Source organism: Clostridium sp. Marseille-P299 (assembly GCF_900078195.1).
Taxonomy (GTDB): domain Bacteria; phylum Bacillota; class Clostridia; order Lachnospirales; family Lachnospiraceae; genus Lachnoclostridium.
Genome location: NZ_FJVE01000004.1, coordinates 1 through 18477, shown reverse-complemented (window position 1 = coordinate 18477; position 18477 = coordinate 1). Strand labels below are relative to the sequence as shown.

Here is an 18477-nt window from a genome sequence, read left to right as displayed (position 1 = left end):
CAAACATAAGTTTGGAAATTTCGAAAAACATTAGGAATGAAACAAGAATTATGTTATAATGAAAGTGGACTAAGGTAACAAGATCATGAATGTATACTTTCATGATTGAATACAACGAATACTGTTATAAATTTACGAATTTCATTGTATTAGCATATAAGAAAAATAAAAATATAGGATAAATTATTTAAATGCGAATACAATGTTTTATAGAAAGGCATGGATGGTTATGAATTTTACACATTTGCATGTTCATACAGAGTTCAGTTTATTAGACGGTTCCGGTAAAATTAAAGAAATGGTTGCAAGGGCAAAAGAACTTGGAATGGATAGTCTTGCAATTACAGACCACGGAGTAATGTATGGTGTCATTGACTTTTATCGGGCTTGCCATGCAGAAGGCATCAATCCGGTCATTGGGTGTGAAGTTTATGTTGCACCGAATTCAAGATTTTCAAAAGAAGGTAGTGTATCGGATGATCGCTATTACCATTTGATACTCTTGGCAGAAAATAATGAAGGATACAACAACTTAATGAAAATTGTCTCAAGAGGGTTTACAGAAGGATTCTATTATAAACCTAGAGTCGATTACGAAGTATTAAGACAGTATTCAAAAGGGATTATCGCTTTATCAGCATGTCTAGCAGGAGAGGTTTCAGTTAATTTAAGAAAAGGATTTTATGAAGAAGCAAAAGTTGCAGCATTTCGCTTTCGGGATATTTTTGGAGAGAATAATTTCTTCTTGGAATTACAAGACCATGGTTATCCAGAGCAACAATCTGTGAATCAAGGAATGCTTCGCTTAAGTGAAGAGACAGGAATACCTCTAGTTGTCACTAATGATGTTCATTATACATACGAGAGTGACGTTGAGTCTCATGATATTTTGCTATGTATACAAACACAGAAAAAAGTGACAGATGAAGATCGCATGCGCTATGAAGGTGGCCAATTCTATATGAAATCGAAAGAAGAGATGTATGCGCTTTTCCCATATGCGCAAGAAGCTCTTGAAAATTCATATAAGATATCTCAGCGTTGTCATGTGGATATAGAATTTGGAAATTATAAGTTACCAACGTATGATGTGCCAGAAGGTTTTACCGCATGGGAGTATTTATGCAAATTATGCGAAGAAGGTCTTAACAGACGATATGACAATCCTTCGGTGGAATTAAAAGAGCGTTTAAAATACGAACTTGAAACAATTCATAGTATGGGATTTGTTGATTACTTCTTAATCGTATGGGATTTTATCAAATATGCAAAAGATAATTCTATTATGGTTGGACCAGGAAGAGGTAGTGCGGCAGGTAGTATCGTATCCTATTGCTTAGAGATTACCAATATCGATCCAATTAAATATAATCTTTTATTTGAGCGTTTCTTAAATCCAGAGAGATTAACAATGCCGGATATCGATATTGACTTTTGTTTTGAACGAAGACAAGAAGTTATTGATTATGTAGTAAAGAAATATGGTAAGGACCGTGTGGTTCAGATTGTTACATTTGGAACCATGGCAGCAAGGGCAGTTATTCGTGATGTAGGGCGAGCTCTAGATATGCCTTATGCACAAGTGGATACCGTAGCGAAAATGATTCCAACGGAACTTGGAATTACAATTGAAAAAGCCTTGATTTCAAATCCTGATTTACAAAAACTATATGATAGAGATAATGACGTGATGCGATTAATTGATATGTCAAGACGTCTAGAAGGACTTCCAAGACATACATCAATGCATGCGGCAGGTGTAGTTATCAGTAATGCCCCAGCAGATGAATATGTACCATTATCAAGAGCATCCGATGATACCATAACAACTCAGTTTACAATGACGACCTTAGAAGAACTTGGTCTTTTAAAGATGGACTTTTTAGGTCTTAGAACTTTAACGGTAATCCAAAATGCAGTGGAACTAATTAATCAAGATATTCGAAGAAAAGCTGCCTTAAAGGGTATAACCAATGAAGATGAGATAGAATTGCTAGACATTGATAAGATTGACTACGATGATAAAAAAGTCTATGAATTAATTGCTTCTGGTAAGACAGAAGGAATCTTTCAGTTAGAGAGTGCTGGAATGAAGAGTTTCATGAAGGAATTAAAAGCACAGAGTCTAGAAGATGTTATCGCAGGTATCTCACTCTATCGTCCAGGACCTATGGATTTCATTCCTAAGTACATCAAAGGAAAGAATGAGTCTGGCGGTATTATATATGAGTGTGAAGAATTAAGACCGATCTTACAACCAACCTATGGATGTATTGTATACCAAGAACAGGTTATGCAAATCGTACGAGATCTTGCAGGTTATAGTTATGGTAGAAGTGATTTGGTTCGCCGTGCAATGTCTAAGAAAAAGGCCTCCGTTATGGAACAGGAACGTAAAAACTTTGTTTATGGTAACAAGGAAGAAGGCGTTCCAGGTTGTATTGCAAAAGGTATTTCAGAAACTGTAGCGAATCATATCTTTGATGAAATGACAGACTTTGCAAAGTATGCGTTTAACAAATCACATGCAGCAGCATATGCTGTTGTATCCTATCAAACAGCATACTTAAAGTGCTATTATCCAGTAGAATTTATGGCAGCACTTATGACATCGGTAATTGATAACCCAACAAAGGTAGCGGAGTATATTTATACATGTAGACAGATGGGAATTGAAATTTTACCACCGGATATCAATGAAGGAGATGCTGTATTTACCGTATCAGGGAATAATATTCGCTATGGATTATCTGCGATAAAAGGACTTGGAAGACCAGTCATTGAAGCCCTTGTAAAAGAGCGCAATGAAAATGGAAATTATAAAAGTTTAAGTGATTTTGCAACACGCTTGTCTGGAAAAGAAGTAAATAAGCGTACGGTAGAAAGCTTTATAAAATCGGGAGCGTTTGATAGTATTCCAGGTACACGTAAGCAATTAATGCAAGTATATGTAAGTGTATTAGACAGTGTTAATCAGGAAAAGAAAAAAGCACTGACTGGGCAAATGACCTTATTTGACTTTGCACCAGAAGAAGAACAAATCAACTACGAATACCAATTACCGGATGTTGGTGAATTCGGCAAAGATGAATTATTGGCATTTGAAAAAGAAGTACTTGGTATTTATATCAGTGGTCATCCGTTAGAAGCATTTGAAAACCTAATTAAGAAAAATACTACCGCTTCTACCTTAGACTTTGCAATGGATGAGGAAACGGGCGAGATAAAAGTATCGGATGGTGAGTACGAAGTAGTTGGTGGTATGGTTGTATCAAAGACCTTAAAGACTACTAAAACCAATAGTGTTATGGCATTTATTACGATCGAGGACTTATTTGGAACTCTTGAAATAATTATTTTCCCACGTGATTATGAAAAGTATAAATACATGATTGATGTGGATGAAAAGTTATTAATTAAGGGAAAAGTTGCTATGGAGGAAGATAAACCTGCTAAATTAATATGCACAGAAGTTATACCTTTTTCAGAAATACCAAAAGAAGTGTGGATACGATTTGCTGATAAAAATGACTTTATGCAAAATGAACAAAACCTTTATCGTATTTTAGAAGATTATGACGGAAATGATTCGGTTGTAATCTATTGTGAAGGCGAAAAAGCTATAAAAAGATTGCCTAAGAGTAAAAATATTAAAGTAAATACCGATCTACTATCAAGGCTGGGTGAGAAGTTTTCAAAAGAAAGCGTCCGAGTTATTGAAAAGAGTATTGAAAAAAGGAAGTAAAAAGGTTACAATAGTCAATATTAAAATTTTCGTAGAATTTTGTAACTAATTAATTGTATGTCAAATATTTAACAATATATTCTTCTGGAGGTAATTACTATGGTAGAGGCAAACAGGGAAAAGACAGTAAAAACAATTGGGGTACTTACAAGCGGAGGCGATGCCCCTGGCATGAATGCAGTAATTCGTGCGGTAGTTCGTACAGCAATGTCTTACGGATTAAAGGTAAAAGGAATTCAAAGAGGGTACACTGGTTTATTAGAAGAAGATATTATAGATATGGATGGTGCATCCGTAGCTGATATCGTTCAAAGAGGCGGAACAATACTATATACAGCACGTTGTCCTGAATTTGTTACTAAGGAAGGACAAGATAAAGGGGCAGAAATCTGTAAAAAGCATGGGATTGACGGTTTAGTTGTAATTGGAGGTGACGGTTCCTTTAAAGGCGCTCAGGCATTAGCTAAAAGAGGAATCAACACAGTAGCTGTTCCAGGTACAATTGATCTTGATATTGCATGCACAGATTATACGGTAGGCTTTGATACTGCTGTCAATACTGCAATGGAGGCTATTGATAAGGTTCGTGATACTTCAACCTCTCATGAGCGTTGTAGTATTATTGAGGTTATGGGTAGAAAAGCAGGGTATATAGCTTTATGGTGCGGTATTGCTAATGGAGCAGAAGATATATTGACAACAGAACGTTTCGACAACGATGAAGAGAGAATTATAAAAAATATAATAGAAAAGAAAAAAAGCGGAAAGAAACATTATATTATTGTAAATGCTGAGGGTGTAGGCGATTCTTATGGAATGGCAAAACGTATCCAAGCAGCGACAGGAATGGAAACAAGGGCAACAATTATTGGTCATATTCAACGAGGTGGAAGTCCAACATGTAAGGATAGAGTATATGCCTCAGCTATGGGTTCAAAGGCTGTTGATATTTTAACAAATGGAGGATCAAATCGTGTTGTGGCATATAAACATGGCGAATTCGTAGATTATGATATCGATGAGGCTCTTGCAATGACAAAAGATTTAAATCAATATCTATACGAAATGTCAAAGAAATTATCTAGATAATAAACTGGGCGTGTTTCTCTGGTACTTATGGAGAGGGATACGCTCTTTTATTGCGAAAGGAAAAGAAATGAATAATCGAGCAAAAAAATTTATATCGTATTACAAGCCGTATAAGGGACTGTTTTTTGCAGATATGCTTTGTGCGTTAGTTGCAGCAGGTATTTCCTTGGTATATCCTATGATTGTACGTTATATCACAAATACGGTGTTACCAAATTACGAGATTAATACAGCAGTGCAAGTAATTATTAAACTAGCTGTTTTAATGGTAGGCTTAGCATTAATCGAACTATTTTGTAACTTTTTTATTGCCTATAAAGGGCATATCATGGGCGCAAAGATGGAATTTGACATGAGAAATGAAATCTTTGAGCATCTCCAAAAACTATCATTTAATTATTATGACAATCAAAAGACTGGTCAAATAATGACACGTATTACGAATGACTTATTTGATATTACAGAACTTTGTCATCATGGTCCAGAGGATTTAATTATCTCTATCATCAAATTCATTGGTGCATTTATCATATTAATTCAAATTAACTGGGCTTTAACTCTTATATTATTTACATTCCTTCCACTCATGTTTATTTTTGCTTATTTTATGAAGGGAAGAATGAACAGGGCATTTCGTAAAAATCGTGAACGAATTGCTGATATTAATGCTCAAATTGAGGACAACTTATCTGGTATCCGTGTTGTTAAATCATTCTCAAATGAAGAAAGAGAAATTGAAAAGTTTAGTGAAGGTAATATGCGTTTTGTTAACAGTAAGAGTCATGCATATTGGCAAATGGCAACCTTCCATTCAGGACTTGGATTGTTTACAAACCTAATCAATGTGGCTGTTATTGTTGGTGGTGGATTAATGATTGCAGACAACATTATTGTACTTAGCGATTTAATCACATTTTTACTTTATGTAAATAGCATTATCGAACCAGTTAAAAAATTAATTAACTTTACAGAACAATTCCAAAATGGTATTACTGGATTCTCAAGATTCATGGAAATCATGGAGACAAACCCAGACATTGTTGATAAAGATGGAGCAATTGAATTAAAAGATGTAAAGGGTGATATTTCTTTCCATGATGTTTCCTTTAAATATGATGAATCTTTATCCGAAGTATTTAAAGATATTAATCTTGATGTAGCAAGAGGAGAGTATGTGGCACTTGTAGGTTCTTCTGGTGTTGGTAAAACAACTATGTGTAGTTTGATACCAAGATTTTATGAAGTATCCAGTGGTAACATTACAATCGATGGTATCGATATTAGAGATATCACTTTAAAATCACTTCGTAAAAATATTGGTATTGTACAGCAAGATGTTTACTTATTCTCAGGTACTGTAACGGATAATATTGGCTATGGTAAATTAGGTGCTACAGAAGAAGAAATTGTACAAGCAGCAAAAAATGCAAATGCTCATGATTTTATTATGGAATTGCCAGATGGGTATAATACAGATATCGGACAGCGAGGAGTAAAACTATCTGGTGGACAAAAACAAAGATTAAGTATAGCAAGAGTTTTCCTTAAGAATCCTCCAATCTTAATCTTTGACGAAGCAACATCAGCCCTTGATAATGAAAGTGAAAAGGTAGTTCAAGAATCCTTAGAGCGTTTAGCGAAGAATCGAACCACTTTTGTTATTGCGCATCGTTTATCTACGATTAAAAATGCTCAGAATATAATTGTCTTAACAGAAGAAGGAATCAAAGAAAAAGGTACACACACTGAATTATTAGAAAAGGGTGGAGTTTACGCATCTCTTTATAATATGAACTTTAGCAAAAGCGAAATTATTGAATAAACAAAAGAATTAAAATAAAAGTTATTACACAGTTCTAAATCAAGAGTCTTTTAAGAAATTAATCTTAGAAGACTTTTGACGATAGAGACAAAAAAATAGAAAGAGATTAAGTTGAAATTGTATTTCAACTGTGAAATTGTATTTCAACCAACAAAAAGCACCGAGAGTGCTTTTTACTAAAAGAATTAAGCTGTCTAACGGCAGTAGGAGGTTAGTATGGATATTCTTAATCAATTGAAAGATGAACTTGGTATACGTTTAGAACAAGTAGAAGCAGCAGTGAAACTTATTGACGAGGGAAATACAATCCCTTTTATTGCAAGATATCGTAAGGAAGCAACTGGTTCCTTAAATGATGAGGTTTTACGTGATTTAAATGATCGCTTGACTTACCTTAGAAACTTAGAGGATAAGAAAACTCAGGTAATATCAAGTATCGAGGAACAAGGTAAGCTTACAGAAGAGTTAAAAGAACAAATTTTAGCCGCAACTACATTAGTTGTTGTAGAAGATTTATATCGTCCATATCGTCCAAAGAGAAGAACGAGAGCTACAATAGCAAAAGAGAAGGGATTGGAACCACTTGCTGAAATCATTTTAAAACAAGAGACAACAAAACCACTTCTTGAAGAAGCATTAGCATTCGTTTCTGAGAAAAAAGAAGTACCAACAGCAGAAGCAGCATTAGCTGGGGCAATGGATATTCTTGCAGAAAATATTTCAGATGCGGCAGATTATCGTATTCATATTAGAAAAGTAACCTCTGAAGAAGGTAGTATAAGTTCTAGTGCAAAAGATGAGAAAACAGAATCTGTTTATGAAATGTATTATGAATTTGAAGAAAAGATTAGTAAGATTGCTGGGCATAGAGTACTTGCATTAAATCGTGGTGAGGCAGAAAAAATACTTACGGTTAAAGTAAATGCTCCTGTAGATAAAATACTAAGTTACTTAGAAGCACAAGTAATTACCAATAAAAATGAAAATACGGAAGAGGTATTAAAAAAGGTAATTGCAGATAGTTATAACCGTTTAATTGGTCCTGCCATTGAAAGAGAGTTACGTAATGATTTAACAGAAAAAGCAGAAGATGGCGCAATTAAAGTATTTGGTCAAAATCTCACACAGTTATTAATGCAGCCTCCAATTGTAGGACAAGTTGTTTTAGGCTGGGACCCTGCATTCCGTACAGGATGTAAATTAGCAGTAGTAGATGCAACAGGAAAAGTATTGGATACGGTAGTGGTATATCCTACAGCTCCTCAAAAGAAAGTAGAAGAAACAAAAGCTATCGTAAAAGATTTAATTGATAAGTACAATATCACATTAATTTCGGTTGGTAATGGAACAGCATCTCGTGAATCCGAGCAAATCATAGTAGAGATGTTAAAGGAAATAGATAAGCCAGTACAATATATCATAGTAAATGAAGCTGGTGCATCTGTATATTCTGCTAGTAAGCTTGCAACGGAAGAGTTCCCAAATTTTGATGTTGGCCAAAGAAGTGCTGCATCTATTGCTAGAAGATTACAAGATCCACTTGCAGAGCTTGTAAAAATTGATCCAAAGTCTATTGGTGTTGGACAGTATCAGCATGATATGAATCAAAAGAAATTAAGCGATGCATTAAGTGGTGTGGTAGAAGATTGTGTAAATAAAGTAGGTGTAGATTTAAATACTGCTTCTGCATCCTTACTTGAATATATATCAGGAATTTCAAAGACGGTTGCGAAAAATATAGTTCTTTATCGTGAGGAAAATGGTAAATTTACGAACCGTAAGCAGTTACTTAAGGTATCTAAACTTGGACCAAAGGCATTTGAACAATGTGCAGGTTTCTTACGTATTAATGATGGTGAGAATCCACTTGATTCAACAAGCGTGCATCCAGAGTCTTATGAAGCCGCAGAAAAATTATTGCAGTCATTGGGATTTGAGCTAGAAGATATTAAATCTTTACAAGCAAGACAAAAAGTAGCATCAAATGATGTGAAAAAGGAGACAAAAGAACAAGCTCCAAAAAGAAAAAGAAATGATAAAGGAATACGCTTAAAGAATACCAATACTGCAATGGGCCAAGCTTTATTAGCAGCAATCCAAGATGGTGGTTCTATTGTAAAGCAAGAAGAGACACCAAAGGCACTTGAGGTTTCTAACAATGAAGTAAAAGATGAAGGATTATCTAGATTAAGTACAATGATCAAAGATAAAAAGAAGCTTGCCTCTGAATTAGGAATTGGTGAAATCACATTATTTGATATCGTAAAAGAATTAGAGAAGCCAGGAAGAGATCCTCGTGAAGAGATGCCAAAGCCTATTTTACGTACAGACGTTTTAGATATGAAAGACTTAACAGATGGAATGATCTTAAAAGGAACCGTACGTAATGTAATTGATTTTGGTGCATTCGTTGATATCGGGGTACACCAAGATGGTCTAGTTCATATTTCACAAATGTCAAAACAAAAATATGTAAAGCATCCACTGGATGTTGTAAGCGTTGGTGACATTGTTGAAGTTAAAGTATTAAGTGTAGATTTAGCCAAGAAACGTATTCAGTTGTCTATGATATTATAATTTGGAGTAAACGATATAATATTATAGTTCATAGAAATAGTAATAGTTATAGTAATAGTAATAGTAATATCACTATCACTAGCGATAGCAATAGAAATAGAATAACAATAGGAAAAGCAATAGCTAACAGCTATTAGCTAACAACTATTAGTTAACAGCTATTAGCTAAAAGGTAATAGCAATGCTATAACTCATAGTTTCTGCTATAGATAATAACTAAGGGTAGTAACTATGGTCATAGATTTAAACAGAAACGCTATTGACTTTTCATATTGAATGGAATAAAATAGTGTCAAAATAAATAAGGAAATTCTTCGGGGCAGGGGGTAGTTCCCGACCGGCGGTATAGTCCGCGAACGAATTTATTCGTTGATTTGGTGAAATTCCAAAACCGACAGTATAGTCTGGATGAGAGAAGAAACGCTTTTACATGGAACGCTTATATCAATATTCTATGTTTTAATAGGATATTTAATATAATCGTTATGTATGAAGAAAGAATCATTTAGCCCTAGAGTATATCTAGGGCTTTTTATTTATGGAAAATAAAACATAAATTCTTTGTTTTGTACACTTGTAAAAGCGAAATCGAGGAAAATCCTTTGTAAAAAAGGGAGAATATTAGTATGAAAAATGTATTTGAATCTGTAGGCGAGAAGTTAAACCATTTAGCAGAGGTAGCAACGAGTAATGTGGGTTTCCTTTTACTAAGTGTCTTAGTAGTTGTAGTGCTGTTAGCATCGGCATACGCAGCAGAAGTCTTGATTGGGAAAAAAACAGGTACGAAAGGCAGTATGAAAGGTCAAAAAGTTAGAAAAATGACCATAATTTCAATGTTAGCAGCGATTTCCGTGGTATTAATGCTATTTAAATTTCCATTATGGTTTGTTCCATCTTTTTACACCATTGATTTTAGTGAACTACCAGTCATTATTGGTGCATTTACATTAGGACCTGTTGCTGGTATTGTAATTGAATTTATTAAAATATTACTAAATCTACTAATCAATGGAACATACACAGCATTTGTTGGTGAATTTGCGAACTTCATTATTGGTTGTGCATTTGTCATACCTGCGTCTTTTGTTTATTATTTAAAAAAGTCTAGAAAGAACGCAATCATAGGTCTAGGAATTGGTACGTTAATTGCTGCTGTTGCTGGAGGAATATTAAATGCATACATGTTGTTGCCAAAATATGCAGAAGTGATGGGGACTCCAATATCAACATTTATTGATGCAGGAACAGAAAAGAACCAATTAATAAGCGGTATGTCATCGTTTATATTACTTGGAGTAACGCCATTTAATATTTTTAAATATGCAATGGTAAGTGTTATTACTATGATAATATATAAAAAAATAAGCTATATCTTAAAGAGTAAATAAGATGAAAAGCAGGAATTTTGAGAGTGCAGAAAAAGGCTCTTAATTTCCTGCTTTTTTAATTTTAGTAAATTAAATCCAAATTAATTTGCTATCTATATATAAATCTGCCAATATTGTAAGATACTGTATATTAGGAATGTATTTTCAATAAAATTTAATTTAACTGTTAAAATTTAAAAAAATTGTGATAGAATATAAAAGAATATATGCTATCATATGGAAGGTGCATAAAGATTGCTTTTCCTAAAAAATAATCTGCTTAACAGCAGCATGGAGGATTGAATGAATCAGGAAGCTAAGTTTCAAATACTGATGAACGTTAAAGATATGTACCGATTTCTTATGAGACATGCCTATATTGGAATCTCAGGTGTCATTAATCTTATTATTAGCGGCGGTGCCTTTGTTTTATATTTAATGGGTGCTGGAGGTAATTCTAAGGTTAGTAATGGAATGCTCTTAATAGTAGCAGCACTATTTACGATTATTAATCCTATTTATTTATACTATAAGGCAGCAAAACAGGTAAAATTGACACCAATGTTTTTAAAACCGTTAGATTATAAAATAAATGATCCAGGGGTTTTCGTTAGTCAAGGAGAAGAAAAATTATCGATCGAGTGGGAACAGATACGTAAAGTGATAGAGACAAAAAAAGATTTTTACATTTACTTATCACCTACGAGAGCCTATATTTTACCGAAAGAACAATATGAGGATAAAGTAGAAGTGGTGAAAGACCTTATTAGGAAGCACGTAGCGGATAAACATTGTAAATTAAGGAATTAGAGGTGAAAAGATCGTATGAATTTTGAAAGTTATAATGAAACTGAAACATTTGAGCTTGGGTTTCGTCTAGGAGTAGAGGCAAAGCCAGGTGAGATATATTGTTTAGATGGGGACTTAGGAGTTGGAAAAACCGTTTTTACAAAAGGTTTCGCAAAAGGGCTTGGTATAAATGAGCCAGTAAGTAGTCCTACATTTACTATTGTACAAGAATATCATGAAGGTAGAATACCGTTTTATCATTTTGATGTCTATCGTATTTCTGATCTTTCAGAAATGGATGAGATCGGATATGAAGATTATTTTTATGGAAATGGTGTTTGTTTTATAGAATGGGCGGAATTAATCGAAGAATTGATACCGAAGAAACGAACTAATATACGAATTGAAAAAGACTTAACAAAAGGGTTTGATTACCGAAATATAGTAATCGAAGAGGAAGGGAGAAACTAAAATGACAATACTAGCAATCGATAGCTCAGGTCTTGTTGCCTCTGTAGCTATTATGACAGAGGAAGCTATGCTGGCTGAATATACCGTAAATTATAAAAAGACACATTCTCAAACATTATTACCTATGATAGATGAAATAGTAACAATGTTAGAGATAGATCTAAAAAATATAGATGCAATAGCAATTGCCAAAGGGCCAGGGTCCTTTACAGGATTAAGAATTGGTTCTGCAACCGCAAAGGGACTTGGTTTAGCACTTGATAAACCAATTATAGAAATACCTACATTAGATGCTTTAGCATATAATGTTTTTTCTCTTGACACTGTGATTTGTCCGTTAATGGATGCCAGAAGAAATCAAGTTTATACTGGCCTTTATGCGTTTAAAGAAGGTGAGTTTACAGTTTTAGAAGAGCAATGTGTTGTAGAATTACCAGAGATTATAGATAAGGTAAATAAATTAGAAAAAAGAGTTGTTTTTCTCGGAGATGGTGTAGATGCTTATAAAGAACAAATCAAAGAATTAGTTACAGTTCCACATTTATTTGCCCCTAGCCATGTTGCAAAACAAAGAGCGGGTTCTGTTGGAGCTCTTGCCTTTAAGTATTACAATGAAAATACGATGAAAACAGCAATGGGACATGTTCCAACCTATCTTAGACTTTCCCAAGCTGAGAGAGAATTAGCGGAAAAACAAAAGAATGAGTCAGGGAATTAGATAGAAGGTGTGTTATGATAATTCGTAGAATGGAAGAGAGGGACATCCCAGAAGTAGTTATAATAGAAAATGATACATTTTCTAGTCCTTGGAGTGCTGAAAGTTTTTTAAATGAGACGAAAAGTGAAAATAATCTTTATCTAGTGGTAGTGGATAATGATGAAGTTGTTGGCTATTGCGGTGTGTGGGGGATTGCAGGGGAAGGGCAAATAACCAATGTAGCAGTACGTAAGGAAAATAGAAATCAAGGAATAGGAAAGTTAATGTTGACACAACTCATTCACTTAGCTAGAGAAAAGGGTATGGAGTCTTTTACACTAGAAGTGAGAGAAAGTAATAAAAGTGCCCTTCATCTCTATGAATCTCTAGGGTTTAACTCTGTAGGGGGACGAAAAGATTTCTATACTAAGCCAACCGAAAATGCAGTTATCATGTGGCTACAGGAATAGGGTAACATTACCACTGTGAAAGTTAGACCAAGTTTGATATTATAATGCTAAGGAGGTTTCGTGATGCCAAGGTTAGCGAAGGGTCGGATAATAAAAAATACGGTAGTTTGTAATGTATGTGGAAGAAACTTACGGATGGAAAAAGGAATCTTAATGGAAGATGCCTTTGAAGCAACGAAAGAGTGGGGATATTTTTCGAATAGAGATACAGAAATACACAAATTCACGATTTGTGAGCCTTGTTATGAACATATGATAGCACAATTTAAAATACCAATAAGAGTTTCAAAAAAAACAGAGGTCTTGTAACATGTACTGGCATGTTCAAGGCCTCAGAGCATTTTTACAGGGTTGTTAGGTAGGAATTATTTCTTGCTTAACGATACATAATATGCTAATATAGACCATAGAAAATAAGAGAAAATGCGGAGAAAATGAATGCTTGATGTATGTTTGTTAGGAACGAGTGGAATGATGCCGTTACCAGGAAGATGGTTGACCGCATTAATGACACGATTAAATGGAAGTAGTCTTTTGATTGACTGTGGAGAAGGTACACAGATTGCAATCAAAGAAAAAGGATGGAGCTTTCATTCTATAGATGTAATATGTTTTACTCATTACCATGGTGATCATATTAGTGGATTACCAGGATTATTATTATCAATGGGCAATGCAGAAAGAACAGAGCCTGTAACAGTTATCGGTCCAAAGGGATTAGAACGTGTGGTAAATGCACTTCGCGTTATTGCACCGGAATTACCATTTGAACTTAAATTTATAGAGTTAACACAATCTCATGAGACAATTGAGATAAAAGATTATGTGATAGAAGCTTTTCGAGTGAATCATAATGTAACTTGTTATGGCTACAGTCTATTGGTAAAAAGAGCAGGTAGATTTTTACCTGAAAAAGCACAACAAAACAATGTGCCAAAGGAACTATGGAGTAAGTTACAAAAAGGTGCTACGATAGAAAAAAATGGACAAGTTTATACGCCAGATTTAATTTTAGGACCTCCAAGAAAAGGAATAAAGGTTACTTATTGTACAGATACAAGACCTGTTGACGCAATTGTTGAGAATGCTGCGGAATCGGACTTGTTTATATGCGAAGGCATGTATGGAGAAAAAGGAAAAGAAGTAAAAGCGCTAGAACATAAGCATATGACATTTTATGAAGCTGCGAATTTGGCAAAGAGAGCGAATGTTAAGGAGTTATGGTTAACTCACTATAGCCCATCATTAATATATCCTGAGGAGTTTATGAAGGATACAAGAGAAATCTTTGCAGCAGCGAAAGCGGGGAAAGATAAGAAGAGTATTACTTTAGAATTTGATAAAAATGAGTAATAAAGTTTTTTACGAATTGAGGGATGAGTAAGAAACTTCATACCAATAGGAAGGGGTAGATGGTATGGAAAAGAAAAAACGAAAGACAGGGAAAAATTATCTTGCGTTTATGATTGTTGGTATTATCGTTATCGGCGGTTATTTTTTTATATCAAAAGTAACAGAAAGTGCAAAGAATACGGCAGCCAATCAAACGGAAGCGGAGCATTTAATTAGTAAAGATTTAAAAACATCATATCCTGCAACGCCAAAAGAGGTAGTTAAATTATATAGCAGATACACAAAGTGCTTGTATAGTGGGGATGTGAATGATAAAGAGATTGAACAGTTAGTAAATCAAGTACGTATCATGTATGATAAAGAATTACTTGATAATAATCCGTTGGAGGAATATCTGTATGATTTGAAGCTAGATATTGCCGATTATCGATCTTACGACAGGAAAATTACAAGTTATAAAGTAAATTCTTCAAATAGTGCCGTTACATGGACGGAAGATGGAATTGATTACGCTAGGATGAGTGTATCCTATACAACAAAAGAAGGTTCATCTTATTTTAAAACGTATGAAGAGTTCCTTTTAAGGAAGGATGAAAACTCTGAATGGAAAATCGTAGGTTTTCGTGAAGTAGAATCAGACGAGCCTAAATAATTAAAATAATGTCTAAAGCATGGGTTGTAGTATGATGAACTATTTTATAAATCATACAACAACCCTAATTATATGGTAGATAGTAGAAAGGAAATAAATGATGGAAGAAGATGTACTAATATTAGCAATTGAATCTTCGTGTGACGAAACAGCAGCAGCAGTTGTTAAAAATGGTAGAGAAGTATTATCCAATGTAATTTCTTCACAGATAGACTTGCATACATTATTTGGTGGAGTTGTGCCTGAAATTGCATCACGTAAACATATTGAAAAGATAAACCAAGTAATAGAACAAGCACTTATTGATGCAAATGTAAAACTTACAGACATTGATGCAATTGGTGTAACTTATGGTCCAGGGTTGGTGGGTGCTTTATTAGTTGGAGTTGCAGAGGCAAAAGCAATTAGTTATGCAACAAACATTCCACTTGTAGGAGTTCATCATATAGAAGGACATGTTTCAGCTAATTATATTGAAAATAAAGAGTTAGAGCCTCCGTTTTTATGTTTAATCGTATCAGGTGGCCATACACACTTAGTTTTAGTCAAAGAATATGGTACTTATGAAATTATAGGAAGAACTCATGATGATGCTGCAGGTGAAGCATACGATAAAGTGGCAAGAGCAATTGGTCTAGGATATCCTGGTGGTCCTAAAATTGATAAGTTAGCAAAAGAAGGTAATAAAGATGCGATAGCATTTCCAAGAGCACATATTGAAGGCTCACCTTTTGATTTTAGTTTCAGTGGTTTAAAATCAGCTGTATTAAATCATATCAATTTGTGTAAAATGAAGAAGGAAGAGATAAATGAAGCAGACATAGCAGCATCTTTTCAAGAAGCGGTAGTGGATGTTTTAGTTACTAGAACAATAGCAGCAGCGAAAGAATATGGCATGGATAAGGTTGCTATCGCTGGAGGGGTTGCATCAAATTCGGCGTTAAGGGCAGCTATGAAAGCAGCTTGTGATAAGGAAGGGTTAAAATTATTTTATCCTTCTCCTCTGTATTGTACAGATAACGCAGCTATGATTGGTACTGCAGCTTATTATGACTATAAAAACGGTAAACGTAGTGGACTGGATTTAAATGCAGTTCCTAATTTAAAGATTGGACAACGTTAAATAAGACGTTGTCTAAGGCTGTATAAAATATGGAACAACGCAAAATAGACGCTGTCTAAGGCTGTATAAAATATGGAACAACGCAAAATAGACGTTGTCTAAGAGTGTATAAAATATGGAACAACGCAAAATAGATGTTGTCTAAGAGTGTATAAAATATGGAACAACGCAAAATAGATGTTGTCTAAGAGTGTATAAAATATGGAACAACGCAAAATAGATGTTGTCTAAGAGTGTATAAAATATGGAACAACGTTAAATAGATGTTGTCTAAGGCTGTATAAAATATGGAACAACACAAAATAAGCTGTTGTTCAAGTCTGTATGAAATATTGTACAACCTTAAAAAAGCTGATGTTCAAGGTAAATTAATTATATTGTGTAAACGTAATTATGTTAAGAAGATAGATTAAAAGAGATTTATTAATAAATATTGTGTTAAATGGGGACAATGATGAAAAATGAGAAAGTAAGTGCAATTATTCTTGCTGCTGGTCAAGGAACAAGAATGAATACCACTACACCAAAACAATATATGGAGTTATTGGGGAAACCTATGCTTTATTATTCTCTGCATGCATTTGAAAATAGTGTTGTAGACGAAGTGGTATTAGTGGTTGGGAATGGTGAAGAGGAGTACTGTAAATCTGAAATTGTAGAAAAATATGGTTTTCATAAAGTTACTAAAATCGTAACTGGCGGATCGGAACGTTATTTGTCCGTATTTGAGGGATTGAAAGCATTAACAGATAGTAAATATGTTTTAATACACGATGGAGCAAGGCCGTTAATTACAGTTGAGCTTATATCAAAAATAGTTGCGAAAGTAAAAGAATCATTTGCATGTATACTTGCTGTACCATCAAAAGATACGATAAAACTTGTGAACTCCAATAAAGAAGTATTGATGACTCCAGAAAGAAAGTATGTCTACAATGTTCAAACACCACAGGCATTCTCTTATAGGGTACTTATGGATGCGTATCAAGAGATATTAAAGAGAACAGATATTATAGTTACAGACGATGCTATGGTAGTTGAAACATGTACTGATATACCTATTAAAATCGTTGAAAGTAGCTATCAAAATATAAAGATAACTACGCCTGAAGATATAAGCATTGCTGAGGTTTTTCTTCGTAAAAAAATGTAATTTGACATATTGTTATAAAAATTTAAAAAAAATGATCAAAAGTGCTTGACAGGATAAAAAGTATATGTTAAACTAATCAAGCATTGAACGGAGAGTTGCCCGAGTGGTTTAAGGGGCTGGTCTTGAAAACCAGTGATTCCGAAAGGGACCGTGGGTTCGAATCCCACATTCTCCGCTATAATTCACAAAACCTTGTGAGTTATCCAACATTATATTGAAGTGTTTTGTTTTAAGTAAACTTAACCGCCGAGAACTATAGGTGGTTTTTTGTTTGCACAAAACGCAAAAAAAGACTAATTCTAGATTGCCATTAGAATTATAAAAATGGAGAAATACCCAAGAGGCTGAAGGGGCTCCCCTGGAAAGGGAGTAGGTCGTTAATAGCGGCGCGAGGGTTCAAATCCCTCTTTCTCCGCTCTACTAAGTAGTCTGAAAAAAGATGAAAAAAGTAGTTGACAAGCCGCTAAAAGCGTGCTAAAATATACAAGCTGTTTCAAAAGTTCAAACAATTCAAACAAAACGAAAAACTTTGAAAAAAGCAGTTGACAATCGGAAAACGATATGATATAATTGCAAAGCTGATTTAAATCAGTAAGATTTCAAAAGTTTTGGATGAATAAAAAAATGTTTGACAAGCCTTTGAAATGATGATAAAATACTAGAGCTAATCTTTAGTATAAAGTATGAATGAGAAGTTGATAAAATGATCATTCATATAAAGAACATTGATAACTGAACAGTGAAACAACCTTGAAATTCGTTGAGAATAAAAATCCAGACAGAGATGTTTGGTATAGAACTGTGGAGGATCGCAAGATCTGACACAACCCTAAAATCAGTAACGGAAACAAGATGACAGCTTCTAGAGATAGAAGCAAGCTAAACTTTTTAGTGAGTTTTATGAAAATAAAACTTTGTCAGCATTGTTCTGAATTAAAGATTAAACTTTTTTTGAGAGTTTGATCCTGGCTCAGGATGAACGCTGGCGGCGTGCTTAACACATGCAAGTCGAACGAAGCACTTAAGTGGATCCCCTCGGGGAGAAGCTTAAGTGACTTAGTGGCGGACGGGTGAGTAACGCGTGGGTAACCTGCCTCATACAGGGGGATAACAGTTGGAAACGACTGCTAACACCGCATAAAACAGTAGTGCCGCATGACACAACTGTC

Annotated in this window: 14 protein-coding genes, 2 tRNA genes, 1 rRNA gene and 1 riboswitch; all 17 genes read left to right on the top strand. The window is 34.4% G+C overall.

What is annotated here, in order from left to right:
• Window positions 1-229 precede the first annotated feature (229 nt).
• Window positions 230-3745 (top strand): DNA polymerase III subunit alpha, encoded by a 3516-nt coding sequence (locus tag BN4220_RS00155; protein WP_066712768.1) that lies wholly within the window; start codon window positions 230-232, stop codon window positions 3743-3745.
• Window positions 3746-3844: 99 nt separating this feature from the next.
• Complete coding sequence (gene pfkA / locus BN4220_RS00150) at window positions 3845-4834, top strand: 6-phosphofructokinase (protein ID WP_066711888.1); 990 nt, start codon at window positions 3845-3847, stop codon at window positions 4832-4834.
• 67 nt (window positions 4835-4901) lie between these two features.
• On the top strand, window positions 4902-6656 hold the full coding sequence (locus BN4220_RS00145; protein ID WP_066711886.1) for an ABC transporter ATP-binding protein: 1755 nt from the start codon (window positions 4902-4904) through the stop codon (window positions 6654-6656).
• Window positions 6657-6872: 216 nt separating this feature from the next.
• Window positions 6873-9233 carry a Tex family protein gene (locus tag BN4220_RS00140; RefSeq protein ID WP_066711884.1) on the top strand — a complete coding sequence of 787 codons (2361 nt, stop codon included), beginning with the start codon at window positions 6873-6875 and terminating at the stop codon, window positions 9231-9233.
• A gap of 306 nt (window positions 9234-9539) precedes the next feature.
• Window positions 9540-9657: riboswitch (FMN riboswitch) on the top strand.
• 202 nt (window positions 9658-9859) lie between these two features.
• The gene (locus BN4220_RS00135) at window positions 9860-10621 is read left to right on the top strand and encodes an ECF transporter S component (RefSeq protein WP_082811919.1); all 762 of its coding nucleotides are present in this window, start codon (window positions 9860-9862) and stop codon (window positions 10619-10621) included.
• Between the two features lie 282 nt (window positions 10622-10903).
• Window positions 10904-11410: a YcxB family protein gene (locus BN4220_RS00130; protein ID WP_066711883.1), complete on the top strand. Its 507-nt coding sequence runs from the start codon at window positions 10904-10906 to the stop codon at window positions 11408-11410.
• 15 nt (window positions 11411-11425) lie between these two features.
• The gene (tsaE, locus tag BN4220_RS00125) at window positions 11426-11860 is read left to right on the top strand and encodes a tRNA (adenosine(37)-N6)-threonylcarbamoyltransferase complex ATPase subunit type 1 TsaE (protein WP_066711881.1); all 435 of its coding nucleotides are present in this window, start codon (window positions 11426-11428) and stop codon (window positions 11858-11860) included.
• A 1-nt stretch (window position 11861) separates the two neighbouring features.
• Complete coding sequence (gene tsaB / locus BN4220_RS00120; RefSeq protein ID WP_066711880.1) at window positions 11862-12578, top strand: tRNA (adenosine(37)-N6)-threonylcarbamoyltransferase complex dimerization subunit type 1 TsaB; 717 nt, start codon at window positions 11862-11864, stop codon at window positions 12576-12578.
• A gap of 14 nt (window positions 12579-12592) precedes the next feature.
• Window positions 12593-13027, top strand: a complete 435-nt coding sequence (rimI, locus tag BN4220_RS00115; RefSeq protein ID WP_066711877.1) for a ribosomal protein S18-alanine N-acetyltransferase — start codon at window positions 12593-12595, stop codon at window positions 13025-13027.
• Window positions 13028-13090: 63 nt separating this feature from the next.
• Window positions 13091-13336 (top strand): hypothetical protein, encoded by a 246-nt coding sequence (locus BN4220_RS00110; protein ID WP_066711876.1) that lies wholly within the window; start codon window positions 13091-13093, stop codon window positions 13334-13336.
• Between the two features lie 129 nt (window positions 13337-13465).
• Window positions 13466-14380: a ribonuclease Z gene (locus tag BN4220_RS00105; RefSeq protein ID WP_066711874.1), complete on the top strand. Its 915-nt coding sequence runs from the start codon at window positions 13466-13468 to the stop codon at window positions 14378-14380.
• 64 nt (window positions 14381-14444) lie between these two features.
• Entirely contained in the window at window positions 14445-15032 is a 588-nt protein-coding gene (locus BN4220_RS00100) for a DUF6715 family protein (protein WP_066711873.1), read from the top strand.
• A gap of 100 nt (window positions 15033-15132) precedes the next feature.
• Complete coding sequence (gene tsaD, locus BN4220_RS00095) at window positions 15133-16155, top strand: tRNA (adenosine(37)-N6)-threonylcarbamoyltransferase complex transferase subunit TsaD (RefSeq protein WP_347477043.1); 1023 nt, start codon at window positions 15133-15135, stop codon at window positions 16153-16155.
• Window positions 16156-16609: 454 nt separating this feature from the next.
• Window positions 16610-17308 carry a 2-C-methyl-D-erythritol 4-phosphate cytidylyltransferase gene (ispD, locus tag BN4220_RS00090; protein WP_347477039.1) on the top strand — a complete coding sequence of 233 codons (699 nt, stop codon included), beginning with the start codon at window positions 16610-16612 and terminating at the stop codon, window positions 17306-17308.
• 89 nt (window positions 17309-17397) lie between these two features.
• Window positions 17398-17483: transfer RNA gene (locus tag BN4220_RS00085), tRNA-Ser, on the top strand.
• 151 nt (window positions 17484-17634) lie between these two features.
• Window positions 17635-17723: transfer RNA gene (locus BN4220_RS00080), tRNA-Ser, on the top strand.
• Between the two features lie 532 nt (window positions 17724-18255).
• Window positions 18256-18477, top strand: a 16S ribosomal RNA gene (locus tag BN4220_RS00075); the annotation flags it as partial.